Source organism: Castellaniella hirudinis (assembly GCF_042651965.1).
GTDB classification, from domain to species: domain Bacteria; phylum Pseudomonadota; class Gammaproteobacteria; order Burkholderiales; family Burkholderiaceae_B; genus Castellaniella; species Castellaniella hirudinis.
On record NZ_JBHSDY010000005.1, the window covers coordinates 114,194 to 139,504 of the forward strand.

The 25,311-nt window shown below is 63.6% G+C and carries 22 protein-coding genes, 1 tRNA gene, 1 pseudogene and 1 CRISPR repeat array; of the genes and pseudogenes, 16 read left to right on the top strand and 8 right to left on the bottom strand.

Going from position 1 to position 25,311, the window contains the following annotated elements:
* Positions 1-156 precede the first annotated feature (156 nt).
* The 5 genes from csy1 to gnd all read left to right on the top strand — a co-directional run bounded on the left by csy1 (position 157) and on the right by gnd (position 7,174).
* Entirely contained in the window at positions 157-1,533 is a 1,377-nt protein-coding gene (gene csy1, locus ACFO0J_RS08755; protein ID WP_376812688.1) for a type I-F CRISPR-associated protein Csy1, read from the top strand.
* Positions 1,530-2,570, top strand: a complete 1,041-nt coding sequence (gene csy2, locus ACFO0J_RS08760; protein WP_376812689.1) for a type I-F CRISPR-associated protein Csy2 — start codon at positions 1,530-1,532, stop codon at positions 2,568-2,570. Before csy1 ends, csy2 begins: the two co-directional genes overlap by 4 nt.
* Before the next feature lie 36 nt (positions 2,571-2,606).
* Positions 2,607-3,632, top strand: a complete 1,026-nt coding sequence (gene csy3, locus ACFO0J_RS08765; RefSeq protein WP_376812690.1) for a type I-F CRISPR-associated protein Csy3 — start codon at positions 2,607-2,609, stop codon at positions 3,630-3,632.
* A 5-nt stretch (positions 3,633-3,637) separates the two neighbouring features.
* On the top strand, positions 3,638-4,204 hold the full coding sequence (cas6f, locus tag ACFO0J_RS08770) for a type I-F CRISPR-associated endoribonuclease Cas6/Csy4 (protein ID WP_376812691.1): 567 nt from the start codon (positions 3,638-3,640) through the stop codon (positions 4,202-4,204).
* Positions 4,205-4,334: 130 nt separating this feature from the next.
* Positions 4,335-5,922: direct repeats of the CRISPR family, unit length 28 nt; unit sequence GTTCGCTGCCGCGCAGGCAGCTGAGAAA.
* A gap of 196 nt (positions 5,923-6,118) precedes the next feature.
* Positions 6,119-7,174 carry a phosphogluconate dehydrogenase (NAD(+)-dependent, decarboxylating) gene (gene gnd / locus ACFO0J_RS08775; protein WP_376812692.1) on the top strand — a complete coding sequence of 352 codons (1,056 nt, stop codon included), beginning with the start codon at positions 6,119-6,121 and terminating at the stop codon, positions 7,172-7,174.
* A 152-nt stretch (positions 7,175-7,326) separates the two neighbouring features.
* On the opposite strand, the gene ACFO0J_RS08780 is transcribed toward gnd, so the two are convergent.
* Complete coding sequence (locus tag ACFO0J_RS08780; protein ID WP_376812693.1) at positions 7,327-8,493, bottom strand: methyl-accepting chemotaxis protein; 1,167 nt, start codon at positions 8,491-8,493, stop codon at positions 7,327-7,329.
* Positions 8,494-9,002: 509 nt separating this feature from the next.
* Between ACFO0J_RS08780 and ACFO0J_RS08785 the strand changes: the two genes are divergently transcribed.
* Positions 9,003-9,821 carry a mechanosensitive ion channel family protein gene (locus tag ACFO0J_RS08785; RefSeq protein ID WP_376812694.1) on the top strand — a complete coding sequence of 273 codons (819 nt, stop codon included), beginning with the start codon at positions 9,003-9,005 and terminating at the stop codon, positions 9,819-9,821.
* A 2-nt stretch (positions 9,822-9,823) separates the two neighbouring features.
* On the opposite strand, the gene cysE is transcribed toward ACFO0J_RS08785, so the two are convergent.
* Complete coding sequence (cysE, locus tag ACFO0J_RS08790; RefSeq protein ID WP_376812695.1) at positions 9,824-10,780, bottom strand: serine O-acetyltransferase; 957 nt, start codon at positions 10,778-10,780, stop codon at positions 9,824-9,826.
* Complete coding sequence (locus tag ACFO0J_RS08795; RefSeq protein WP_376812696.1) at positions 10,773-11,654, bottom strand: RNA methyltransferase; 882 nt, start codon at positions 11,652-11,654, stop codon at positions 10,773-10,775. The genes cysE and ACFO0J_RS08795 overlap by 8 nt, the downstream gene beginning before the upstream one ends.
* A gap of 39 nt (positions 11,655-11,693) precedes the next feature.
* On the opposite strand from ACFO0J_RS08795, the gene ACFO0J_RS08800 reads away from it, so the two are divergent.
* Both ACFO0J_RS08800 and ACFO0J_RS08805 read left to right on the top strand, forming a co-directional pair.
* The gene (locus ACFO0J_RS08800; RefSeq protein WP_376812697.1) at positions 11,694-12,476 is read left to right on the top strand and encodes an inositol monophosphatase family protein; all 783 of its coding nucleotides are present in this window, start codon (positions 11,694-11,696) and stop codon (positions 12,474-12,476) included.
* A gap of 12 nt (positions 12,477-12,488) precedes the next feature.
* Positions 12,489-14,063: a TerC family protein gene (locus tag ACFO0J_RS08805; RefSeq protein WP_376812984.1), complete on the top strand. Its 1,575-nt coding sequence runs from the start codon at positions 12,489-12,491 to the stop codon at positions 14,061-14,063.
* Here ACFO0J_RS08805 and ACFO0J_RS08810 read toward each other — a convergent pair.
* The 3 genes from ACFO0J_RS08810 to ACFO0J_RS08820 form a co-directional block, all read right to left on the bottom strand.
* Positions 14,060-14,902 (bottom strand): UDP-2,3-diacylglucosamine diphosphatase, encoded by an 843-nt coding sequence (locus tag ACFO0J_RS08810; RefSeq protein ID WP_376812698.1) that lies wholly within the window; start codon positions 14,900-14,902, stop codon positions 14,060-14,062. The genes ACFO0J_RS08805 and ACFO0J_RS08810 overlap by 4 nt on opposite strands.
* The gene (locus ACFO0J_RS08815) at positions 14,895-15,539 is read right to left on the bottom strand and encodes a peptidylprolyl isomerase (RefSeq protein ID WP_376812699.1); all 645 of its coding nucleotides are present in this window, start codon (positions 15,537-15,539) and stop codon (positions 14,895-14,897) included. The genes ACFO0J_RS08810 and ACFO0J_RS08815 overlap by 8 nt, the downstream gene beginning before the upstream one ends.
* Before the next feature lie 85 nt (positions 15,540-15,624).
* On the bottom strand, positions 15,625-16,287 hold the full coding sequence (locus ACFO0J_RS08820) for a tetratricopeptide repeat protein (RefSeq protein ID WP_376812700.1): 663 nt from the start codon (positions 16,285-16,287) through the stop codon (positions 15,625-15,627).
* Between the two features lie 131 nt (positions 16,288-16,418).
* On the opposite strand from ACFO0J_RS08820, the gene cysS reads away from it, so the two are divergent.
* The 6 genes from cysS to ACFO0J_RS08850 all read left to right on the top strand — a co-directional run bounded on the left by cysS (position 16,419) and on the right by ACFO0J_RS08850 (position 22,074).
* The gene (cysS, locus tag ACFO0J_RS08825; RefSeq protein WP_376812701.1) at positions 16,419-17,861 is read left to right on the top strand and encodes a cysteine--tRNA ligase; all 1,443 of its coding nucleotides are present in this window, start codon (positions 16,419-16,421) and stop codon (positions 17,859-17,861) included.
* Positions 17,862-17,869: 8 nt separating this feature from the next.
* Entirely contained in the window at positions 17,870-18,517 is a 648-nt protein-coding gene (locus ACFO0J_RS08830) for a DNA-3-methyladenine glycosylase family protein (RefSeq protein WP_376812702.1), read from the top strand.
* 67 nt (positions 18,518-18,584) lie between these two features.
* Positions 18,585-19,547 carry an acetyl-CoA carboxylase carboxyltransferase subunit alpha gene (locus ACFO0J_RS08835; protein WP_376812703.1) on the top strand — a complete coding sequence of 321 codons (963 nt, stop codon included), beginning with the start codon at positions 18,585-18,587 and terminating at the stop codon, positions 19,545-19,547.
* Positions 19,522-20,556, top strand: a complete 1,035-nt coding sequence (gene tilS, locus ACFO0J_RS08840) for a tRNA lysidine(34) synthetase TilS (protein ID WP_376812704.1) — start codon at positions 19,522-19,524, stop codon at positions 20,554-20,556. The genes ACFO0J_RS08835 and tilS overlap by 26 nt, the downstream gene beginning before the upstream one ends.
* An 87-nt stretch (positions 20,557-20,643) precedes the next feature.
* Positions 20,644-21,912 (top strand): aspartate kinase, encoded by a 1,269-nt coding sequence (locus ACFO0J_RS08845; protein WP_376812985.1) that lies wholly within the window; start codon positions 20,644-20,646, stop codon positions 21,910-21,912.
* 69 nt (positions 21,913-21,981) lie between these two features.
* Positions 21,982-22,074: transfer RNA gene (locus tag ACFO0J_RS08850), tRNA-Ser, on the top strand.
* Positions 22,075-22,798: 724 nt separating this feature from the next.
* On the opposite strand, the gene ACFO0J_RS08855 is transcribed toward ACFO0J_RS08850, so the two are convergent.
* Positions 22,799-23,131 (bottom strand): helix-turn-helix domain-containing protein, encoded by a 333-nt coding sequence (locus ACFO0J_RS08855; protein ID WP_376812986.1) that lies wholly within the window; start codon positions 23,129-23,131, stop codon positions 22,799-22,801.
* Positions 23,132-23,239: 108 nt separating this feature from the next.
* Between ACFO0J_RS08855 and ACFO0J_RS08860 the strand changes: the two genes are divergently transcribed.
* A complete protein-coding gene (locus tag ACFO0J_RS08860) occupies positions 23,240-24,160 on the top strand; it encodes a hypothetical protein (protein WP_376812705.1) in 921 nt (306 codons plus the stop codon).
* Positions 24,161-24,268: 108 nt separating this feature from the next.
* Positions 24,269-24,478 (top strand): annotated as a pseudogene (locus tag ACFO0J_RS08865) (IS66 family transposase); the annotation flags it as partial.
* Between the two features lie 487 nt (positions 24,479-24,965).
* Here the strand turns inward: ACFO0J_RS08865 and ACFO0J_RS08870 are convergent.
* Positions 24,966-25,265, bottom strand: coding sequence for a hypothetical protein (locus tag ACFO0J_RS08870; protein WP_376812706.1), 300 nt, complete (start codon positions 25,263-25,265; stop codon positions 24,966-24,968).
* Positions 25,266-25,311: the final 46 nt, after the last annotated feature.

The window sequence follows — 25,311 nt, forward strand, 5'->3', positions numbered from 1 at the left end:
CCGGGATTCGGGATGCTGCCTGTGCGGCAGAAAGCATGGCTGTAGCAAGAGAGTCTTGGATACAGTTTTCTCAGCTACTTATTGCAGTAGATCGATTTTTAAAGAGTCGTGGAAACAGTGGTAGTCTAATGGAAACGGCTCTATGTTGGAGGATTCATGTCGGAAGCACAAGACCCAGCAGGACGAATTCATCGCATCCGTGACGCGATCACCATTTTTCTCAACGATCGCCTGCAAACCAAACTCTCAAAGCTGCCGGAGGAAGACCCGAAGCGGGAAGAACTGGCCGCTCAGTACCAGCCCGCAGCTTGGCTGGAAGATGCCGCCCGCCGTGTCCGCCAGATTCAGGCGGTGACGCATGCGCTCAAGGCGGTTCATCCCGATGCACGAGGCACCAATCTCTATGTGGATCCGTCCAGGATGGCGCCTCATCCGGTGGTGGGGAGTCACCTGCTGGGTGATGGATTTGCCAGCGACGTGGTCGGCAATGCGGCGGCGCTGGACGTCTATAAATTCTTGAAACTGGAAGTGGATGGTCGCGTGTTGCTGGATCGCTTGTTGGAGGATGACCCGGCGGCTGTCCAGGCGTTGAGCGATGACGAGACTCGCGCACGGGAGTGGCAAGCGGCATTCGTCAGCCTGGTGCAGGCCCGTGAAGAAGGCGTGGCAAGCCATACCCTGTCCAAGCAGATGTATTGGCTGACAGGTGAGGATGCTGCCGATGATGCGCACTATCACCTGCTGGCCCCTTTATACGCGACGTCCTTGGCACAGTCCGTCCATGAAATTCTGCAGGAAGATCGGTTTGGCGAAGCCAACAAAGCTGCTCGGGCGGCGCGGCGAGAGGGCAGGGAGCATGAGGACGCTGTCCGTGACTACCCCGCATTGGCGGTGCGCAAGCTGGGCGGTACCAAGCCTCAAAATATCTCTCAACTGAATTCGGAACGAGGGGGGATCAGCTATCTATTGGGTTCTCTGCCGCCCCAATGGGATTCGAGCGTACCGCGTCAACTCTGGAGCGTGACTTCCGTCTTTGGTCCTGTGTTGATGCGCTATGGGAATGTCAGAGGGACCGTCCAGGCATTCCTGTATTTTCTAGAAAAAGACCCACCGCCCAATGCGAAAACCCGTGATCGGGTGAACGATTATGTGAACCGCTTGATCGATGAGTTAGTGGCTATGGCAAGCGAAATCCGCCGTAGTTTGCCCAAGGGCTGGACGGCGGATCCCCGCTGCGTACTGGCTCATGAAGAGCGGCTCTGGCTCGACCCCTGGCGCGCTGAAAAAGACGAAGAATTCCGCAGCGATTGGCTCTTCATGGACTGGCCGGCGAAGATCGGCCACCGCTTCGGCAATTGGCTGAACGAGCGGCTCAAAACCAAGTTCAGCTACGTCGGCGAAGTCGAATACCGCCATTGGAAAAAAGAACTGTTGCTGGATGAGGACGAGATCGGTTGGGCGCGTGACTTGCATGGGTTACGGACCGATCTGGATGCGCCACATTACATTCCGACGCGGAGGGGCACGGTATGAGCTTGACAGACCGAGAACCCGATGGCTTGCTGGTTTTGCCGCATGTGCGTGTCCAGAATGCCAATGCGATTTCCAGCCCGTTGACCCATGGCTTTCCGTCCATGACAGCCTTTCTGGGCTTCATGTGGGCCTTGGGGCGCAAGTTGGCCGCGGCGGATATCCCGCTCAAGCTGGAAAAGGTCGGCGTGATCTGCCATTGGCACCAGGAACAGACCCAGGACGGCTATGTCCGGACCTTCCGTCTGAGCCGTAATCCAGTAGACAAGGACGGCAGCACGGCCGCCATTGTCGAAGAGGGCCGCATCCATCTGGACCTGACCCTGGTGTTCCAACTGAAAATGGTCAAACAACCAGGCGAGACGCACCTCTTGTTCCAAAGCGATGAGGCGCTCCGCAAAGAAACCGCCTGGGCGATTCGGGACATGGTGGGCACCATGCGGATTGCCGGTGGCTCGGTGCTGCCGCCGCAATCCGGGCCTGGTGTTCGAGTCACGCCGACACTGATCGGTTGGCCTGATCAGGAAGAGGAACGGCATGCGCTGTTTCGGCGCTTGCGTCGTCAGTGGCTGCCGGGCTTTACGCTGGTCGGTCGGGACGACTTGTTGCAGCAGCGCCTGGAGCAACTGCGGCTGCAGACCCCGGATACGACCGCGCTGGATGCCTGGCTGGATCTGTCACGTTTCAATTATCGCAGCAGCCGGAACGAAAAAGATCGCGTCGTCTGGACTCATGATCGGCCCGAGGGGGCCGGCTGGATCGTGCCTATTCCCGTGGGCTATGCCGCTTTGTCGGAGTTGTATGCCGGCGGGCAGGTCGCCAACGCACGGGATCAGAGTACGCCGTTCCGGTTCGTGGAAGGGGTGTATTCCATCGGCCAATGGATCAGTCCGCATCGCCTGCAAAGGATACGAGATCTGCTGTGGTGGGGCGAATCCCACGACGACGGCCTGTACCGCTGCTGCAACGGCTATGAACCCCTGCCGGTGGACGACGACGAATATCCATCCCATCCGCCGATGAGCGCGGAAACCCTTTGATTGCAACCCACTATTCATCTGGAAAGGAAATCTGCCATGTCCTTGAAGACCGCTTCCGTCCTTGCCTTCGAACGCAAGCTGGACCCGTCCGATGCCCTGTTCGCCGCAGGTACGTGGGATGATCAGGCCCACGCTGCGCAATGGCCCGCCGTCGGGCTCAAAGAAAAATCGGTGCGCGGCACCATTTCCAATCGCTTGAAGGCTGCCGAGCAGGATCAGATCAAGCTGAATGCCGCCATCGAAAACCCGAATCTGCAGACCGTGGATGTAGCTGCGTTGCCGGCCAGTGCGGACACGCTGAAAGTCAGTTTCACGCTGCGTGTGCTGCCGGGAACCGGCAAGCCTTCCGCCTGCAATAGCGCGGAATACGAGGCCAAACTACAGCAAGTGGTCAGCGAGTATGTTGAAACCCTGGGCTTCGCTGAGCTGGCGCGTCGGTATGCCCATAACCTTGCCAGCGGCCGTTTCCTGTGGCGCAACCGGGTCGGTGCCGAAGAAGTTCGTGTGATCGTGTCCTTGCTTGAACGCGGTCAGCCCACGCAGAGCTGGACTTTCGATGCCTTGTCCCTGAGCCTGAGGCATTTCGATGCGGGTGGCGCACAGGCGGATCGGGATGCTGTGGCAGCCTTGATCGCGGACGGGTTGGCAGGCAAGCGGCACGTCCTGCTGCAGGTCACCGCTTTTGCACGGCTGGGTGCGGGGCAAGAGGTCTTTCCCTCCCAAGAGCTGGTGCTGGAGCGCGGTCGGGGTGACAAGAGCAAGACGCTCTATGACGTGGACGGGGCCGCAGCGATTCACTCCCAGAAGCTGGGCAATGCCATTCGTACGATTGATGATTGGTATAACGGTGCGGATACGCTGGGACCGATCGCGGTGGAGCCGTATGGCTCCGTCACGACGCAGGGCACGGCCTACCGTCAGCCCAAGGTCAAGCCCAGCCTCGATTTCTATAACCTGTTCGACGACTGGGTGCTCAAGGACAAGACGCCCGACATCGAGCAACAGCATTTCGTCATGGCGGTGCTGGTGCGGGGCGGTGTGTTCGGCGACGCCGGGAAGTGATGCTCATGAGCACTCACTACATCGACGTCAGGCTGCTGCCTGACCCCGAGTTCAGCCAGGCGCACTTGCTGGGGGCCTTGTATGCCAAGTTCCACCGTGCCCTGGTGGGGCTGGGTACGGATGCAATCGGCGTCAGTTTCCCCCAGTACAGCATGCAGCCGCGCACCCTGGGGCAGGTCATGCGGGTCCATGGCAGCGACAGTGATTTGAATGCTTTGCTGTCCACCGACTGGTTGCGAGGGATGCGTGATCACGTGGAACTGGAGGCCCTGTCCGCCGTGCCACAGGACGCTCAGCATCGCCGCTTGCTGCGCCGTCAGTTCAAGACTAGCGTGGACCGCCTGCGTCACCGGCGGATGCGCCGAAAAGGGGAAACCTATGAGCAGGCGGCGCAGGCCATCCCCGATAGCGTGGAACGGCAGCCGGACCTTCCCTATGCGCAGTTGCGCAGTGCCAGCACGGGGCAGCGGTTTTGTCTGTTCCTGGCATTAGGAGAACCTGAACCGCAGCCTGCCGCCGGGGTGTTCAACACCTATGGTCTGAGCAGCACGGCGACGTTGCCTTGGTTCTGACCCTTTTCTGAAGGGGTCCTGCTAATCCTTTATTAATCAGTAGGTTACGAAACGCCCAAGAATTTGGGTGTTTCGTGCTTTCCTGCTGGGGGTCTTTAACAAATCAATAAGTTAGAAACTTTTGTCTCTAGTTCGCTGCCGCGCAGGCAACTGAGAAAATACACGTTCGCAACAATGACCAACGCCACCAGTTCGCTGCCGCGCAGGCAACTGAGAAACGTCGTGGGCGGAAATCGAGTCGTTTTGCAAGGTTCGCTGCCGCGCAGGCAACTGAGAAAAGTACGAGATCCGCATCTGGAAGCGCAGCGGCGTTCGCTGCCGCGCAGGCAACTGAGAAAGTCAGAGCAATGAAACGGCCGTCTCCCAGATCGTTCGCTGCCGCGCAGGCAGCTGAGAAAAATGGCGAGCAGCCCGTCCAGGGCCTCAGCGCGTTCGCTGCCGCGCAGGCAGCTGAGAAATCACCCGTACCGCCTGGGGCGGCCCTGGCGCGGTTCGCTGCCGCGCAGGCAGCTGAGAAAATCGTCGGCCACCCGTGCCGCTTTGATATATTGTTCGCTGCCGCGCAGGCAGCTGAGAAAGTATTGATGAGGTGCATCGTCAGTCCGTCGAAGTTCGCTGCCGCGCAGGCAACTGAGAAACTGGACATTCCGCCAGATCCATCATGAACACCGTTCGCTGCCGCGCAGGCAACTGAGAAAAACCAGGAGAAATAACGACCTGCTCCCAGTCGGTTCGCTGCCGCGCAGGCAGCTGAGAAAACCCCGCCCAGCAGCGCACCATCGCGTGGCGGGTTCGCTGCCGCGCAGGCAGCTGAGAAACGGAAACGATCGCAAAAATGTCTGCGACGAACGTTCGCTGCCGCGCAGGCAACTGAGAAACGTCCAGGTCTGAAGCGCACGCGCGCCAAGCGGTTCGCTGCCGCGCAGGCAGCTGAGAAACGTGTGGCAATAGTGGACGGGCGTTTTTCCGCGTTCGCTGCCGCGCAGGCAGCTGAGAAAGTCGAGCAAGGCAAGCCCGTAGTCCAGCCCGTGTTCGCTGCCGCGCAGGCAGCTGAGAAACTGATCACCAAAAGGACGGAACGATGATTCAAGTTCGCTGCCGCGCAGGCAGCTGAGAAAATTGCGCGTGCCGTGGGGCTTGCGCGTGCCGTGTTCGCTGCCGCGCAGGCAGTTGAGAAAATGCTTCGCGCTGGGCGCAACCATCGGCCACGGTTCGCTGCCGCGCAGGCAGCTGAGAAACGCCAGTTGACCGGATCGGCGTTTTCGCGGTGGTTCGCTGCCGCGCAGGCAACTGAGAAAATGACGGCAGTCATGCCGGCAATGAACGCCCGGTTCGCTGCCGCGCAGGCAGCTGAGAAACCCGCAATTGGAGCAAATAATGGACACGTCAAGTTCGCTGCCGCGCAGGCAGCTGAGAAATCATCCATTTGCCAGTCGCGCTTTTCATTCGCGTTCGCTGCCGCGCAGGCAGCTGAGAAACGACGATCACCGCTACGTCGGTCGTGTCGCTCGTTCGCTGCCGCGCAGGCAGCTGAGAAAGGCAGAAGCCCGGGCGTGACATTCCTTTTCCTGTTCGCTGCCGCGCAGGCAACTGAGAAAACGCGCACCGGCTCATCCAGTTCGGGGTGCTGGTTCGCTGCCGCGCAGGCAGCTGAGAAAGTGGAATAAATGGGGGGACCCGCGCAGCGGGGGTTCGCTGCCGCACAGGCAGCTAAGCATTCGTCTCGCATCACACGCCATCACCATACCATTCACTGTGCCCATAAACCGGTAAAAACGCGGCCAATCAGTATCCCTCTGCCTCCCTGGCGCTTCACAAAGAGATCACAGCCCATTCAGAGAGTCCCCGGGATGACGGTACTATCTCGCTGATGCAAACTGCCTGCCCGGCAGCTGAGAAAACACGGAGATTCACATGCAAATCGGCATGGTAGGTTTGGGGCGCATGGGCGCAGGCATGGTGCGTCGCCTCATGGACAAGAACATCCACTGCGTGGTCTACGATCCACAGGAAGACGCAGTGGCGCGCCTAACCGCAGACGGTGCCATCGGAGCGGTCTCCCTAAACGATCTGGTCGAGCAACTGCCGCGCCCGCGGACGGTCTGGCTGATGGTGCCGGCGGGTCTGGTCGATGAACTGCTGGATCAGGTCACCCCGTTGCTGGATGCGGACGACATCGTCATCGACGGCGGCAATTCCTGCTATCACGACGATATCCGGCGGGCGCAGGCGCTGGCGGGGCGGGGCATTCATTACCTGGATGTGGGCACCAGCGGCGGCGTGCATGGTCAGGCGCGTGGCTATTGCCTGATGATCGGCGGCGACGCCACGGCCGTGCAGCGGCTGAATCCGGTGTTCGCGGCACTGTCTCCGGGCCGGGACGCGGCTTCGCGCACGCCGGGCCGTAATGAAGGCATGAGCGCCAACACAGATACCGGCGCAGGCACGGCGGAACAAGGCTATCTGCATTGCGGGCCGGCGGGGGCGGGTCACTTCGTGAAGATGGTGCACAACGGCATCGAGTACGGGATCATGCAGGCCTACGCCGAGGGCTTCAATCTGTTGCGCCATGCGAATGTGGGCAAAAGCGATCATGCGACCGACGCGGAAACCACGCCGATGCGCGATCCGCAGCACTATCAGTACGACATGGATCTACCGGAAATCGCGGAACTCTGGCGCCGGGGCAGTGTGATCGGTTCGTGGCTGCTGGACTTGACGGCGCAGGCGTTTCAGGCGGATCCGGGGCTGGACGGCTTTGCCGGCCGGGTGTCCGATTCCGGCGAGGGCCGCTGGACGCTGCACGCGGCGATTGACGAGGGCGTGCCGGTGCCGGTGCTCAGCGCTGCGCTGTTCGAGCGCTTTCAATCGCGTGGCAATGCCGAGTTCGCCAACAAGGTGCTGTCCGCGATGCGCAAGGGCTTTGGCGGGCACCATGAGCCGGGGACAGAAATCAACCATTCAGCGTAACTCTTTGTCCCAGCGCTGAAATCAGGGAAAGCCCGAGGTTTGTCCATGGGCTTGTCCACAGGCGAAGTGAATAATTGTGTGTGGCCGGTCCTTGTCATGGATCGGTCATTTTTTTACCCCAGACCCTATCCCATTGATCTGAAAAGGGGAAATCAAGTCTCCCAGGACTTGTCCATGGAATTGTCCACAATCTGCGTGGATAAAGCGGTCATGCCCAGCCGGAACACGGCCAGGGAATCTTTCACCTCGTCGGCCAGGCGTTCCTGCAGGCCGGTGGCGCGGGCGGCCTGCTGCACGAGTTGGGTGTTGCGCCGCGTGGCAGTGTCGATCTGGGACATGGCCTGATGGATTTGTTCGATGCCGGCGGATTGCTCCTCGGTCGCGGTGGTGATCTCGCCCATGATGGCGGACACCTTCTGGACCGATGCCACGATGTCCCGCATGGTCCGGCCCGTCTGCTGCACGCGGGCCGAGCCGTCCTCGACGCGCAGGGCGGACTGTTCGATCAGGGTCTTGATTTCCCGCGCGGCGGCGGCGCTGCGTTGGGCCAGCGCCCGCACTTCGGCCGCCACGACGGCAAAGCCGCAGCCCTCTTCACCGGCGCGGGCGGCCTCCACGGCTGCATTCAAGGCCAGGATATTGGTCTGGAAGGCGATGCTGTCGATGACGCCGACGATCTCGCCGATCTTGCGCGAACCCTCCGAGATGCCTTCCATGGTCTGGATCAAGGTGTCCACGGTCTGCCCGCCGTCCGTGGCCACGTCCGAGGCCTGGCCGGCCAGTTGGTTGGCTTCGCGGGCGTTGTCGGCGTTCTGGCGGGTGGTGCTGGCCAGTTCCTCGATGCCGGCGGCCGTCTGCTGCAGGGCCGCCGCCTGCTGTTCCGTGCGCGCGTTCAGGTCCTGGTTGCCGGCTGCGATCTCGCGCGCGCCCTGGACCATGCGGCCGGTGCGTTCCAGCACCATGGTGATCATGGCCCGCAGGCTGTCCTGGGTGCTTTTCAGGCCCAGGAACAACTGACCGATTTCGTCCCGGGTCCAGACTTCGATGGGCGTTGTCAGGTCGCCGGCGGCGATTTTGTGCAGCAACTGGCCGCCGTCCCGCAAGGGGTGCAGGACCATGCGCAACAGGACGCGGTAGACCAGCCACGTGAGCAGGACGGCTGCCAGCGTCAGCCCGATCAGGCCGCTGCGCAGGTTCGCCGGCATCTGCGGCGCCAGCCACAGGACGCCGCCGGTGGCCAGCAGGGTAGGCAGGAGCAGCGCCAGGGTGGACATGGCCAGCCGGGCGCGCAAGGGGCGCGTCAGAAAGAAATGCTTCATGTCTCGTCTCCGTCGCGCGGCCCGCGGGCCTGCGCGGTTGATCGATATGCTTCGGCGTCCGCCGGGGGATGGACGGCCGCCTGGGGTGATGTAACGGACCACTATATCGGTCGCTGGGACGGCGGGGCATTTGCGCGCGCCAATACCCATCATCACGCGCAAGGAACACTGGGTCGATCCCGGGTGATTTCCGACCGTTTCGCCTAAGTGATTGAGACTAAGGGGAAACCCGTGGTTCCCCGATGTTTGTCCATGGATTTGTCCACAGGCTGCGTGGATAAATCAGCGCGATCGGTCGCGTTCATGAAATGGTCATTTTTCTGCCTATGGGTCTATCCCTATGATTCGTAAATGAAAAACACAGTCTCCCGGGACTTGTCCATGGAATTGTCCACAATCCGCGTGGATAAGCGGGTCATGACAGGCACGGATCCGGGATTCGACCAAAGCAGGGGCCGGGCCGACGTAAAATCATCGTTTCCGCTGCTTCACTCTAGGAGATTTCATTCATGGAACAGCTTCAGGCTTTCTGGTCCGGCCTGCCCGATCTCAGCGGCGTTGTGATCAATCTGGGCGTGACCCTGGCGATTCTGGTCATCGGCTGGACCGTGTCCAATCTGCTGGGCCGCTGGATGCGTCACTTGGCCGCTCGTTCGCCCCGGATCGACCCGACCATCGTACCCATGGTGCGCAGCGTCACGGTCTGGGCGGTGCGCATCGTGGTGCTGCTGGCCGTGCTGGCCCGCCTGGGGGTGCAGACCGCCAGCCTGGTGGCCATGCTGGGCGCTTCCGCCCTGGCCATCGGTCTGGCCTTGCAGGGCACGCTGCAGAATTTCGCCGCCGGCATCATGCTGCTGGTGCTGCGGCCGGTGCGTGCGGGGGAATTCGTGACCATCGGCGGGCAGGGTTCCGGCACGGTGGACGAGATCGGCCTGTTCATGACGCGCTTCGTACAGGTCGACGGCATCCAGATCCTGCTGCCCAACACGCTGGTCTGGGGCAGCCCGATCACCAATTACAGCCGCAACAAGACTCGCCGCCTGGACATGATGCTGGGGGTGCGTTACGACGACGATCTGGACGCGGCGCTGAACACGCTGCAGACGCTGGTGGACCACCATGACGACATCCTGTCCGATCCGGCGCCTCAGGTGATGGTGATGGAATACCGGGACAGCACCATCATGGTAAACGTCCGCGTGTGGGCAAAGGCGGAAAAATACTGGGACGTGTATTTCGACCTGCACCGCCGGGCGCCTCAGGCGCTGCGTCAGGCGGGCATGCGCTCGCCCATTCCCCTGCGCGAGGTCCAGTCGATCTCCAGATAATCCTAATCCACCATCCTGTTCAAGCGCTCCGCATCCAGCGGGCGCTGGCCGTTTTCGATGCGCTGGCCCAGGTCTTCCAGGGCCGAGCACAGGCGCTGGATGCGCGCGTCCTGCTGGGCCGTGTGGTTGATCAGTTCGTGCAGCACTTTGACCAGCGGGTCGTCGTCCGTGCGCCCCACCCCATAGGGGGCGAAGTCCTCTTGCGGGACCGTATCGCCGGCGGGTGCGGATTCGGTCCGGCCGCGTTGCAGCAGTTCCTGCAGGGGCCGGGCGGCCCATTCGGAGGGCGCGAGCGGGGCGTCTTCCTGGCAGGGCGATGGGGTGGCGCGCGCCTGGCCGGCAGCCGGAGCGCCTGAAGTCCCCGCAGCAGCCGGAGCCGACGCAGCGTCAGACTCAGCGCCAGAAGAGCCCGTTCCCGAATCCGGACCGGCGCCCGACGGGCTTTCCGGCAAGATCACCCGCGCCGGGTTGCCCACGGCCGTCGCCCCGGCGGGCACGGGCTTGATCACCACCGCGTTGGAGCCGATCCGGGCATGGGCGCCCACGGTGAAGCCGCCCAGGATCTGGGCGCCGGCGCCCACGACCACGCCTTCTTCCAGCGTCGGGTGGCGCTTCTCGCCCTTGTAGAGCCGCGTGCCGCCCAGCGTGACGCCCTGGTAGATCGTGCAGTCATCGCCGATCTCGGCGGTCTCGCCGATCACCACGCCAAAGCCGTGGTCGATGAACACGCGCCGGCCGATGCGCGCGCCGGGATGGATCTCGATGCCGGTCAGCAGGCGTCCCAGGTGGGATGTGAAGCGGCCCGCCCAGTACCATCCGCGCCGCCACAGGCCGTGCGCCAGGCGGTGGATCAGGATGGCGTGCAGGCCGGGATAGCAGGTCAGGATCTCGATGCGGCTGCGGGCTGCGGGATCGCGTTCGTGGATGCAGGCGAGGTCTTCGCGGAGCTGGTCAAACATGTCGGTCGGGGCCTGGGGCCTGTGCGTGTTCGTTAAGAAGTGTGCGTGGGGACGGCGCGCCGTGGGGCGCCGGGTGTCCGGCGCTGCGGATCATGGCCGTGCACAGGCCGCGCATCATGTCCACCTCGTCTGCGCTCAGCCGGTTGCGGGTCCACATCTGCCGCATGCGCGGCACGAGTTTCTTCGGATGCCTGGGGTCCAGAAATCCCACCGCCAGCAAGGCCTGCTCGAAATGATCCAGCATCGCCTGCACCCGTTCGCTGCTGGCCGGGTCCGATCCGGGGTCGTGCCGGGCATGGGTGTCGGGCAGGCGCGCCGCGCCGGCCAGGGGCAGCAGGGCGTAGCGCATTTCCCAGGCCGCCAGTTGCAGCGCCTGGGACACGTTCAGGGAACTGTACTCCGGGTTGGCCGGGATGTGGCAGACCCGCTGGCACAGGGTGATGTCTTCATTGGACAGGCCGGTGCGCTCCGTGCCCAGGACGATGGCGATGCGCGCGTCCGGCCGGCCCAGTTCGGTGGCTGATTGCGCAGCGGCCTCGCGGATGTCGCAGGGCGGAGGGCCGATGGCCCGCGCGCGCGCCGTCAGGGCGAAGGTCAGGGTGACGGGCCCCAGCGCGTCGGCCAGGCTGGCGTGCTGCCGCGCGCTTTCCAGGATGTCGCCGGCCCCGCTCGCCAGGGCGATGGCCTCGGGGTGGCCGACGATGTCCGGGTCGGCGGGGGCCACCAGATGCAGGTCGTGAAAGCCCATGGTTTTGATCGCCCGGGCCGCCGAACCGACGTTGCCGGGATGGGTGGGGCTGACCATGATGAAGCGCACCCGGCTGAAAATATCCAGGGTGTCGGGGGGCGAGTCGGAGGAAACTGGCGGAGTCATTTAAAATAGGCTTCTGTTACCCGTGATCTTTGGAAACCTATGCACCCGATGCTCAACACCGCCATCAAGGCGGCACGCCGTGCCGGCGCCATCATCAACCGCTCCAGCCTTGACCTGGAACGCCTGAACGTGGCGCGCAAAGGGCCCAAGGACTATGTCACGGAAGTCGATCGGGCCGCTGAGGAATCCATCATCGACATTTTACGCACAGCCTATCCCGACCACGGCATCCTGGCCGAGGAATCCGGCCGTCTGCAGGCGGGCGGCGGCCAGGCCGAATCGGAATTCCAATGGGTGATCGACCCGTTGGACGGTACCACGAACTTCATCCACGGCTTCGCCCACTATGCCGTGTCCATCGCCTTGATGCATCGGGGCCAGGCCGCGCACGCCGTGGTCTACGACCCGACGCGCAACGAGATGTTCACCGCCAGCCGCGGCAGCGGCGCCTTTCTGAACGATCGCCGGGTGCGGGTGTCCTCCTGCACGCGCTATCACGATGCGCTGCTGGCCTCCCACATTCCCCAGTCCACGGCCTTGCCGGCGACCTCGCCTTTCGTGCCCCTGCTGGCCGAGTGCGCGGCGGCGCGGCGCACGGGCTCCACGGTTCTGGATCTGGCCTGGGTGGCCAGCGGCCGTCTGGACGGCTTTTGCGGCGTCAAGCTCAAGCCCTGGGACATGGCCGCCGGCAGCCTGCTGGTGCTGGAAGCCGGCGGCCTGATGGCCGATTTCCAGGGCGAGCAGGGCTGGATGGAATCGGGCAATGTGCTGGCCGCGCCGCCCAAGATATTCGCGCAGATGATCACCCATCTGCGCGGCTGACGGGACATGATGATGGAGTGGATGCTGGACCCGGCAGCCTGGGTGGGCTTGCTCACCCTGGTTGTCCTGGAAATCGTCCTGGGTATCGACAACCTGGTCTTTATCGCCATCCTGGTCGACAAGCTGCCGCCCAAGCAGCGCGACCGCGCCCGCGTCCTGGGCCTGAGCCTGGCGCTGATCATGCGTCTGTTCCTGCTGACGCTGATGTCCTGGCTGGTGAAGCTGACCGAGCCGATCGTACACCTGGGCGACCTGGCGTTCTCGGGCCGCGACCTGATCCTGATCACGGGCGGTTTTTTCCTGTTGTTCAAGGGCACCTTCGAACTGCATGACCGCATCGAGGGCCGCACCCAGCATGCCTCGGGGTCGCGCCTGCATGCCGGCTTCTGGGTGATCGTCACCCAGATCGTCATCCTGGACGCGGTGTTCTCCGTCGATTCGGTGATCACGGCCGTGGGGATGGTCGATCACCTGGCCATCATGATGGCGGCGGTGGTGATCGCCATGGGGATCATGCTGGTGGCGTCCAAGCCCCTGACCGCCTTCGTCAATGCCCACCAGACGGTGGTCATTCTGTGCCTGGGCTTTCTGCTGACGATCGGTTTTTCGCTGGTGGCCGACGGCTTCAGTTTCCACGTGCCCAAGGGCTACCTGTACGCCGCCATCGTGTTCTCGGTGCTGATCGAGAGCCTCAATCAATGGGCGCGGCGTAATGTGCGCCGCGCCGAGATGCGCCGGCCGCTGCGCGAGCGCACGGCCGAGACCGTGCTGCTGATGCTGGGCCGCAAGCCCATGGTCGGCCCCGAGCCGGATGACGATGAGGACGCGCCGCCGCCGACCGAGGCCTTCGTCGACGAGGAGCGCAATATGGTCAGCGGCGTGCTGACGCTCAGTGATCGCAACGTGCATTCCGTGATGACGCCGCGCACCGACGTGTCCTGGATCAATCTGGACGTGCCGCTGGACGATCTGCGCGCGCAACTGATCCGCGAGCCGCACAGCTTCTTCCCGGTGTGCCGCGGCACCCTGGACGAGGTCGTGGGCGTGGGCCGCGCCAAAGATCTGCTGCTGGACCTGCTGGAGCACGGCGGCATCCGCGAGACCCGGCTGCGCGAACCCATCATCGTCCACGAGACCATTCCCATCCTGCAGCTCATGGAGACGCTCAAGCGTTCGCACGGGCTGCTGGTGCTGGTGGCCGATGAGTTCGGCTCCATCGTCGGCGTGGTGACGCCGATCGACATCTTCGAGGCCATCGCCGGTGAGTTCCCCGACGAGGACGAGGTGCCCGACATCATCGACCAGGGCGACGGCCGCTGGCGCGTGGACGGGGCCGCCGACCTGCACCACCTGGAACAGGTCCTGCACACCGACGGCCTGGTCGACGAGCACGAGGAATACTCCACCATCGCCGGCTATCTGCTGAGCCGTTTCGGGCGTCTGCCCGCTGTGGGCGACCATTGCGAACTGACCAGCGGCTACGGCGGTTTCCGCTTCACCGTCGCCGCGCTGGAGGGGCGGCGGATCTCCGCTGTCCAGATCGACAGCCTGGACCCGTTCGACCCCGAGGCGGATCCGCAGGATTAAGGACTTTTGTCGACCTCGCCGCTTGCCAGCGGCTCAGGTTCGTCCGGCATAGGGCAGTCCGCAGTGGACTGTCCTATGTCCTGCCTCATCCGTATTCCGGTCGCATCGATCTCGATCCAGCCCCCCCGCGGGGGCGGGTCGCGGTCGAATTCCCAATCCGGCAGCACATAACGCCGCGCCGCGCGGCTGTCCAGATCCAGCGCGTGGACGGCGGGCCGGTGCGTGTGGCCGTGGATCAGGACGTCGCACCCGGCCTCGCGCAGCGCCCGGGCGATGGCGGCGGCATTCACGTCCATGATCGCCATGGTTTTGTGGCGGCGGGCCTGTCGGCTGCGGGCGCGGGCGCGCGCGGCGATGGCGCGCCGCAAGCTCAGCGGCAGGGCCAGAAAAACGTGTTGGATCCAGGGGGTATGGACGATGCGGCGGAAGCGCTGGTAGGCGAGGTCGTCGGTGCAGAATTCATCGCCGTGGGCCAGCAGGATCGCACCGGCGTCGGTGTCCAGGACGACGGGGGCGTCCAGTAGCCGGGCGCCCAGCGCGTCGGCCAGGGCGCGGCCCATCAGGAAATCGCGGTTGCCGCGCACCAGCCACAAGGGCAGATCGGCTGCGGTGGCGCGCAGCGCGTCCAGGGCGGCGGCCAGCCAGTCGGGCGGATCGCGCAGGGCGTGATCGTCGCCAATCCAGGCGTCAAAAATGTCGCCGCACAGGATCAGGGCGTCGGCCTGGCGCCGGGCCCGATCCAGGAAATCGTAAAAGGCGCAGGCCGTCTCGGGGACGGCCTCGCCCAGGTGGATGTCCGAGGCGACCCAGACGGCGCCTCGTAGTACCAGTTTATTCAACCAGCGTAGCGCTTTCGATGATGACGTCCTCGGCCGGCACGTCCTGGTGGAAGCCCTTGCTGCCGGTCTTCACTTTCTTGATTTCATCGACGACTTCGGTGCCTTCGATGACGCGGCCGAACACGGCGTAGCCCCAGCCATTGGAGGTGGGCGCGGAGAAGTTCAGGAAATCGTTGTCCGCCACGTTGATGAAGAACTGGGCCGTGGCCGAGTGCGGATCGGCGGTGCGCGCCATGGCGAGCGTGTAGCGGTCGTTCTTCAGGCCGTTGTTGGCCTCGTTTTCGATCGGGGCGTGGGTCTGCTTCTGCTTCATGCCGGGCTCGAAGCCGCCGCCCTGGATCATGAAGTTGTTGATGACGCGGTGAAAGACGGTGCCGTCATAGAAGCCTTCCTTGACGTAGCTGAGGAAGTTTTCAACGGTCTTGGGGGCTTTTTCGGCGTCCAGTTCGATCAGCAGATCGCCCTTGTTGGTGTGCAGTTTGACGTGCGGATGAGTGCTCATGGCTGTGCTTTGGGGTGAGGGGTTGGAATCGGTCTGTGCGGCGACGGCAGCGCCGCCCGCCAGGACCAGGACGCAGCCCAGGCTGCAGGCCCGCGTCCAGGGCAGGATGCGGGAAAGAAACGAGGAATGGGACATGGAGGCGTCCAGGATAAAGGGTTTATTGTGCCTGAGGCGCGGGGATCTTGGGAACCTCTGAATCAGAGGCCCCCTTGTCGTGCGCCTACTGGGCGGGGGCCTGCGCCGGTTTCGGCGCGTGGCCGCCTGCTGCGCGCGCGCGGTCGAAGGATTCCTGGGCCAGGCGCATCTGCACGTGTCCGAGGTTTTCCAGCGCCGGTGCGAAGGACGGGTCGGACACCAGCGCCATGTCCAGCGCCTCGCGGGCCAGTTGGAGCTGGCCTCGCCGGGCGTATTCGATCGCCAGCGCGTTCCAGGGTTCGGGCAGTTCGGGGTAGTCGGTGGTCATCTGGCGCCAGACGGCCATGGCCTGGTCGCGTTGGCCCAGCGCATCCAGGGCGCGGCCCTGCAGGTAGCGCAACTGGACGTCGTCGCCCGGGGTGACGGACGCGTCGCGCGCGGCCTGACGCTTGGCGATGATGTCCAGGGCTTCCTGGGCGCGGCCCGCGTCGATCAGCGCCGAGACGTGACCGGCGATCTGGGCGGCCGTGAGCGGAACGGCCGTGTCCACTGACGGGGTGGCCTTTTTCAGCAGGTCGGCAAAGGCCTGCCAGCCGCGATCCGGGGGAGGCGTTTCGGTGAACGCCCCGGTGTCCGGGTCGTAGTTCAGGCTGGGCAGGGCCGCGTCGGCGCTGGAGGGTGCCGCAAGGGCCGAACCCGCCGTCAGGCAGGCGCACAGGGCCAAAACAGGAAGGAAAGGGCGGGTCACGTCTCGGGGCGCCTATGGGTGGGGTTCTGGGATTGGACCGGGGGACGGTATACTTGTCAGTCCATTTTACATCCCCGCGCGCTGCCCGTATGGTCCGGAGCGGCGGGCTTGCTCGTCTCATCCGATCCGACATGCTCCATATCCACGACACCCTGACACGCCAGAAAATGCCGCTGCGGACAGCGGAACCGGGGGTGGTGCGCATGTACGTTTGCGGCATGACGGTCTACGACTTCTGCCACCTGGGCCATGCGCGGATGCTGGTCGGCTTCGACGTGGTGCAGCGCTGGCTGCGGGCCTCGGGCTATCAGGTGCGCTACGTGCGCAACATCACCGACATCGACGACAAGATCATCCGCCGCGCCGTCGAGCGCGGCGTGACGATCCGCGCGCTGACCGAGTTCTTCATCGACGCCATGCGCGCCGACGAGCGCGCCCTGGGGGTCCAGTCTCCCGACGACGAGCCGCGCGCCACGGAGCACGTGGCCGGCATGCTCGACATCATCCGCACCCTCGAATCCAAGGGCTTGGCCTATCAGGGCGCAGACGGCGACGTCAATTTCCCGGTGCGCAAATTCCCTGGCTACGGCAAGCTGTCGGGCAAATCGCTGGACGATCTGCGCGCAGGCGAACGTGTCGCCGTGTCGGCCGGCAAGCAGGATCCGCTGGACTTCGTGCTGTGGAAATCCGCCAAACCCGAAGAGCCCGCCGACACCCGCTGGGACTCTCCCTACGGGCCGGGGCGACCGGGCTGGCACATCGAATGCTCGGCCATGAGCCACGCGCTGCTGGGCATGCCGCTGGATATCCACGGCGGCGGCCCGGACCTGAAATTTCCCCATCACGAAAACGAGATCGCCCAAAGCGAAGGCGCTTTCGGCGGCACCCTGGCCACGGCCTGGATGCACTGCGGTCCGATGATGGTGGACGCCGAAAAAATGTCCAAGTCCCTGGGCAATTTCCGCCGTATCCGCGATACCCTTGCCGTGGACGCGGCCGATGACCGTTCCGACTACGCCGTCAACCCGCGCGAAGCCGAGATGCTGCGTTTTTTCCTGGTGCGCAGCCACTACCGCAGCGCCCAGAACTACGCACCCGACAATCTGCTGGACGCCCAGAACGCCCTGGACCGGCTCTACCAGACGCTGGCCAGCGTGCCGCCTGCCGACGTGTCCGTCGATTGGGACGATCCGGCCGCGCAGGCCTTCCGCGCCGCCATGGACGACGACTTCAACACGGCGGGGGCCGTGGCTGTGCTGTTCGACCTGGCCGGCCAGGCCAACCGTGAATCCAGCGCCCGGGCCAGCGGCCTGATGCGCGCCCTGGGCGGCATCCTGGGCCTGTTGCAGGCCGATCCCGCCGTCTATCTGAAATCCCCCACCCGTTTCCTGGCGGGCGGCGTCCGTGCGGACGTGCTGTCGTCCGACGCCATCGAGGCCCTGATCGCCGAGCGCACTCAGGCCAAGGCCGCGCGCGATTTCGCCCGGGCCGATGCCATCCGCGCCGAGTTGCGCGAGCAGGGCGTGGAGCTGGCCGATGCGGCCGGCGGCGCCACCCAATGGCGGCGGGTGTGACTGTGGACATGCAACATCACAGCTCCGCTGCGCTGCAGCCCGCCTATTGGACCCAGGCTTGCGAACACTTGATGCAGCGCGACCGCATCCTGCGCAAGCTGATCCCGGTCTACGGCCACGAATCCATGCAGGCGCGCCAGAGCCCGTTCCAGACCCTGACCCGCATCATCGTCGGCCAGCAGATTTCCCTGGCGCTGGGGCGCAAGCTCTGGGCCCGGCTGGTCCAGGCCTGCGGCAACGACATGCAGCCCGGCTGCATCGCCCGCTTCACCGAAGCCGAACTGCGCGAACTCGGCCTGTCCCTGCGCAAGGCCCAGTACTTGCGCGACGCGGCCGAATTCTTTGCCCAGCATGACCGCATGGACCCGGCCTGGTGGGAATCCCGCGACGATGCGGCCGTGATGGCGCTGCTGTGCGACATCCGCGGCGTGGGCCGCTGGACGGCTGAAATGTTCCTGATCTTCTTCCTTGGCCGCCCCGACGTCCTGCCGCTGGACGATACGGCGCTGCTCAAGGCCATTTCCCATCACTACTTCAGCGGCGAGCCGGTCTCGCGCTTCGAGGCCCGCGAGGTCTCCCAGGCCTGGGCGCCGTGGCGCACGGTGGCGAGCTGGTACCTGTGGCGCAGCATGGATGCGGCCGCCGTCGAGTATTGATGTCCTGAACGTTCTGACCGAATATCCTGACCGAGTCCCGAAATTCCATTCTGGAACCCCTGCTCTCATGCGAAATACATTTCTTGAATTCGAACAGCCTCTGGCCGAGCTCGACCAAAAGATCGAAGAACTGCGCTACGTGCAGACCGATTCCGCCGTCGACATCTCCGAGGAAGTCAACCGCCTGCAGCAGAAAAGTCAGTCCCTGGCCAAGAGCATCTACGCCAAGCTGACCCCCTGGCAGACCGCCTTGGTGGCCCGCCACCCCCAGCGGCCCTACACCATGGACTACGTCCAGGCGCTGTTCACGGATTTCCACGAACTGCACGGCGACCGCATGTATGCCGATGACCAGTCCATCGTGGGCGGGCTGGCGCGCTTCAACGGCACGCCCTGCATGGTGATCGGCCACCAGAAAGGCCGCGACACCAAGGAACGCGCCCTGCGCAACTTCGGCATGCCGCTGCCCGAGGGCTACCGCAAGGCCCTGCGCCTGATGAAACTGGCCGAGAAATTCCGCCTGCCGGTGTTCACCTTCGTCGATACGCCGGGCGCCTATCCCGGCGTCGGGGCCGAGGAACGCGGCCAGTCCGAGGCCATCGGCCACAATCTGTACGCCATGGCCGGCCTGAAAGTCCCCATCATCGTCACCATCATCGGTGAAGGCGGCTCGGGCGGCGCGCTGGCCATCGCCGTGGGCGACACGGTCATGATGCTGCAGTACGCCACCTATGCCGTCATCTCGCCCGAAGGCTGCGCCTCCATCCTGTGGCGCAGCGCCGACAAGGCTTCAGTCGCCGCCGAGGCCCTGGCCATCACCGCGCCGCGCCTCAAGGATCTGGGCCTGATCGACCGTGTGGTCAACGAACCCGTGGGCGGCGCCCATCGGGATCCGGCCACCATGGCCCGTCAGCTTCAACGCGCCCTGGCCGACGCCCTGCGTGAACTCTCCAGCCTGGACGTGGACGAACTGCTGCGCCGCCGTCTCGAGCGCGTCTCCGCTTATGGGCGCTTCCAGGACGCCCGATAGTCCGGCGCTCGACCCATCGCTGTTGCGGGCGGTCGACGCCGCCCTGGCCGCGCTGCCCGCCGGCGCTGCCGTCGGTGTGGCGCTTAGCGCCGGGGCCGATTCCGCCGTACTGGCCTTGCATGCCGCCCACGCGGCGCGGCGACTCGGGCTGCCTCTGCATTGTTTTCACATTCATCACGGCCTGCAGGCCGAAGCCGACGGCTGGCTGATCCAGGCGCATCGTCTGGCAGGGCTGCTGGGGGTTGGCTGCCATAGCCGCCGGGTGACCGTGGATGTCGATGGCCGCGGCATGGAAGCCGCCGCCCGCGACGCCCGCTATGCCGCGTTGGCCGAACTGGCCGCCCATGCCGGCGTCGGCCGCCTGCTGCTGGCCCATCATCAGGACGATCAGGCCGAAACCGTGCTGTTGCGCCTGTTGCGCGGCACCGGGCCGCTGGGCCTGGCGGCCATGCGCCCGGTGACGGCGCGCGGCGGCCTGGTCTGGCTCCGGCCCTGGTTGGACCAGCCCCGGTCCTTGATCCTGGACAGCGCCCGGCGTTTCGAGGCGCTGAGCGGCTGGCGGCCCGTCCGCGATCCCAGCAATGCCGACGAGCGCTACGCCCGGGGCGCCTTGCGCACCGGCCTGACACCGGTGCTGGATGCGCGCTGGCCTGCCTGGCGCCGGACCCTGGCCCGCCACGCGGCTCAGGCGCGTGATCTGTCGGATTGGGTGGACGAAACCGCGCAGGCGGATTGGGCCGGGCTGGATCCCGACCCCGACGACCAGGCATTTTCACTGGCCGCCTGGCGCGCGCTGCCCCTGTCGCGCCAGGCGCCGGTCTTGCGCCACTGGCTGCGGATCCTGGGCCTGCGCATGCCCACCGAGGCTCGCCTGCAAGCCTGGCTGCGCCAATTGCGCGGGGTGCATGCCCTGGGGCATGACCGCGACGTGCGGCTGGGGCATGAGGGCGTCTGGATCGTGGTGCGGCGCGGCCGCGTCCTCCGTATCCCGAAAACCCAGGTAGAATAATTGGCTTTGCTGCACGCTGTGCGGTAAATCACCGATCTACACGGGAATTGTCCGAACGATCCCCCAGGCTTCAATCTTCATCAGGGCATCATGCTAATCGTCCAGAAATACGGCGGCACCTCGATGGGTTCCGTCGAACGCATTCAGAACGTTGCGCGGCGTGTGGCCAAATGGCACGCAGCCGGCCACCAGGTCGTCGTCGTCCCCTCGGCCATGTCGGGCGAAACAAACCGCCTGCTGGGTCTGGCCAAAGAAATTTCCCCCCAGCCCGATCTGCGTGAACTGGACATGTTGGCCGCCACCGGCGAACAGGCCAGCAGCGCATTGCTGGCCATCGCCCTGATGCGCCAGGGCGTCGCCGCCCGCAGCTATACGGGATGGCAAGTGCCGGTGCGGACCGACAGCTCGTACACGAAAGCGCGCATCCACTCCATTGACGATACCCGCATTCGCGCCGACCTGGATTCGGGCCGCGTGGTGGTCGTCACGGGCTTCCAGGGCATTGACGACGAAGGTCACATCACCACCCTGGGGCGGGGCGGTTCGGACACCTCGGCCGTGGCGGTCGCCGCCGCCATGGGGGCCGACGAATGCCTCATCTTCACCGACGTGGACGGCGTCTACACCACCGACCCGCGCGTCGTCCCCGAAGCCCGGCGCATGAACGTCATTTCCTTCGAGGAAATGCTGGAAATGGCGTCGCTGGGCTCCAAGGTCCTGCAGATCCGTTCCGTTGAATTCGCCGGCAAATATCAGGTGCCGCTGCGAGTCCTGTCCTCGCTGACCGATCCCATGATCCCGGTCGACGAAGAAATGCACTCGGGCACACTCATCACTTTCGAGGAAGACCAGAAAATGGAAACCGCCGTTGTCTCCGGCATCGCTTTCAGCCGCGACGAAGCCAAAGTCACCCTGCGCAACGTCCCCGACACCCCGGGCGTGGCCTATTCGATCCTGGGCCCCGTGGCCGCGGCCAATATCGACGTGGACATGATCCTGCAGAACATCTCGCAGCAGGGCATGACCGACTTCTCCTTCACGGTCAACCGCAACGACTTTGCACGCACCCTGGATCTGCTCAAGGACCAGATCGGCCCGGCCGTGGGCGCCGGCGACGTCGTCTCCGACGACAAGGTCGCCAAGGTCTCCATCGTCGGCATCGGCATGCGCAGCCACGTCGGCGTCGCCAGCCTGATGTTCCGCACCCTGGCCGAAGAAGGCATCAACATCCAGATGATCAGCACCTCGGAAATCAAGACCTCCGTGCTGATCAACGACAAGTACATGGAACTGGCCGTGCGCGCCCTGCATAAGGCCTTCGAGCTGGACCAGGCATCCGTCCAGGCCGAGGCCTGATCGGCCGTTTTGATGCGGCGCCGGCTTGACGGCGCCCGCTGCTTCCTGTGCTAGAATGCCGGTCTTGCTGGAGACGTGGCCGAGTGGTTGAAGGTACTCCCCTGCTAAGGGAGCATGCGGCTTATACCCGCATCGAGGGTTCGAATCCCTCCGTCTCCGCCAGCAATGCATCCAAGAACGTCCAAGACGGTCTTGAAAGTCCTAGAGAATCAAAGCTCTAGGGCTTTTTCTTTGTCCGCAGAGACTGCTATAGACGGTACCAACATATCCCATCAGTGGATGGTATTTTCCGCCCCCGATACCATCAACGCAAGTTTTCGTACCATCAAACCCCAGCCCGACGGGGGGCGGGTTAGGGTGCCAGGGTGGGGGGTACACCCCCCGTCCCCCCGTGGACCAGGGGTAGGGACCCACCCCCCCACCCCTCACGTATCGCGGATATACGGGAAGTCAAAAAACTTGAATTGATTTTTGTGGCTTGTCACAATCGTCTCACTCAGAGGAGAGGAGCAACCATGAACCAATGGAGTGACTACGACAGGCCGCCCGCGATGCGCCCAGAGGTTGGAGTCGATGTGTCGCTGATCGGGAATCGAAAGCAGGAATCAGAGGAATGGACAGGCCCGGCACTGGATGAAGGGTGTCAAGACTGGTCCGGTCCCTCCCCGCTGGTCGGCGGAAACGTCGTGCGCTGGCGGTTCCTCAGTGAGCCACACGGCGGGGGGAACTTCATGCAGTGCGTTGATGCTGATGGCCGGGTGTTCGTGACTTCAATGCACATCACGACGGCGGGCCATACAGGGCGAGGGGGAGCGCCGGAATCCCAGGGCGGTATGGTGCGGTTGCGGGCGTGGTTGCGGCGCGGCGGGTAGTGAGGAAAACCATGTCAGCATCCACCCCAGTTCCCAAACGCTGACATCCAGGCCTTGCAGATGCGTTGCAGGTTGATGATGGTCAGGTTGTGCTCGCCCCGCTCGATGCCGCCCATGTAGCTGCGGTCTATCTCGGCTTTGTGGGCGAGCGATTCTTGCGACAGGCCGGATTCTGCCCGCAGTGCGCGTATCGTCTGCCCGATGCCTACCAGGGTAGGGTTGCCAGCATAGTCCGGGGATAGTCTTGCCGTGCCCGATCTGCTGGCTTGTTGCTGTATGTAGCACCAGCATACTGAATTATTGCAATATGTGACAACGCGAGATATGATGCCCCGGGCTCCAACGATGTCACGTTATGACAGATGGGGTTATATTTTGGGTTATAGGCAGAAAATCACGGCTATGTCTCAATCCAAATCAGCTTATGGTGCAGCCCAGGAAGAAGGAGATTCTCCATGCGACAGTTGATGGCTGGCTTTGCCTGCATAGTCCTTGGCGGCTGCGCCACCACATGGTACAGCGATAAATTTCCAAGTGAAGAGTCAAAGCAGAATCAGCTAAAGAAAGATTCTGGCTATTGTCGTGCCGTGTCCCATGGGGCCGTTCCAATGCCAGCCACTCGTATTTATATACCTGAACAACAAAGCTATAACGTCCACGGTTCGGCGAGTGGGTATAACGGCCAAACTGGATATACCACCTATAACTACACCGGAACTGTTACCCCTAGTACAAGTCCGGGGAGCAGTTTTGCTAGTGGTTTTGCGCAAGGGATGGCTATAGGCACAATCGCCAGGGCGAATTCAGAAAGAGCGGAAGTATTTAACGCTTGCATGATGAATTTGGGCTGGTCGGACAAGCCTTTGTCAACTGTAGCGGTCTATTCTGCGCAGAAAGCATCGCCACCCATGATCGGCACAGAATCCCCGCAGCTTACGGGATATAATTCCTCAAAATCCAGCCCTATAAAGCTCGCATGTGGTGTCTTTTCTGATGTGCCAGGGAGGAAGTATTTTGCCGGAGACAGCCAGTTTATTTACATAATTGACACTCAAGCCAAAACTATTCAAACATCCAGCGGTGCAGGCCTTAACGTTAAATCTTGGTCTGAGCGGGAAATTATCACGGACGATAAAAGCAGCAATACTTTTGATACCACACCGCCAATTTCCGCACATAGCATCGTAATATTCGATAGATTGACTGGGGCGTATCAGCGGCTGAAGGTGTGGCGAACGGCTGAAGGAAAAAACGTCGCAGGAAACGACTTAGCCGCTATAGCCAGTCAGCACCCTTTGTGGGGCGACTGGTTAGTGGGAATTACCGAGTCTAGAGTACTGACGGGAGACTGCCGAGTAGTACAACAAAAATTCTAATTCGGTAAGCAACGCCGCTATGGCCCGGCGTAACGCTACTGCTTGCTGGTTATACGTGCCATGTGTTAGCTGTTTTGATTGGCAGTGCGAGCGAATCCCCCAGACGTTTTCGAGGATATGAACGCTGTCGTCTACGACTTTACCGAAGGCCGCGCCGGAGCGTCTGCCCGGGAGTTCTTCAGAGACCGGACAGGGAGCCTGGTCTGTGACTATTACGTCGGCCACAAGGCCTGCTTTACCCAGGGCATCACGGAGGTGGGTTGTATGGCGCACGCCCGGCGCAAGTTCTTCGACTTGCACGCCGTATGCCTATCTGAAGGACGTGCTCATGCGCCTGCCCACGCATCCGAACAGTAGGATCGGGGATCGTTGTCGCATCCCTGGCAGCCTGCCTCAGGCTGAGGTTTGTCGTCAGTTGAAATCTGCTCCACCGGCATCGCTTCTGCATGCATACTAGAAGGGCTGCGGCCGCCGACAGACGGCCGTCAGGGTGTGCTCGTCGGACGCTAACTTTGCGACAATTGAATCAGCGGGTTAATAATTTGGAGCACTCCCGCTAGCAGTAACCGTGTCACCCCCGACACCCTCCAGCAGGGCCGCAACCGCCCGGGCCAGCGCCTGCCGGGCCTGGGACCGTCCGCCGTGCTTTAACCCGTTCATGGATACGATGGCCTTACCTTCGGCGGAGCGGGGGCCGGTGGATCGCTCCCAGGGCTTCCAGCGGCGGATGGCCTCGGCCTGCCGTTTGCGGCGTTCTTCTGTCCAGCGCGTTGTCATAGCGTAATAGTCTGGTCGTGGCAGGGTGTCAGCCCGCCAGGGCTTTCAGGGTGACGGCAGCCTGGTACTGACAGCGCAGGGCCAGCCGCCCGTACAGGTCGCACTCTTGTACGGTGCTAGCAGTGGCCGCCCGGTTTGCGAAGGCCAGGAACAGCCGGTCGAGGTCCTGCAACTGCGCTGCCATCAGGCGGTCCGAGGTCTGCCGATCCGCGGTGGCACGAGTCAGGGTGTCGGGCATGACGGGGGTGGGCGGATTGTGGGCGGAGAGGGTGGCGGCGAAGTCGTCGGCTAGTGCCAGGATATTCTCAACGCTGGGAGCATCGGTCATCGTTTGTCCTCGATTCCCCTCACGGGGGAGCAGCGATCCGGGGGGG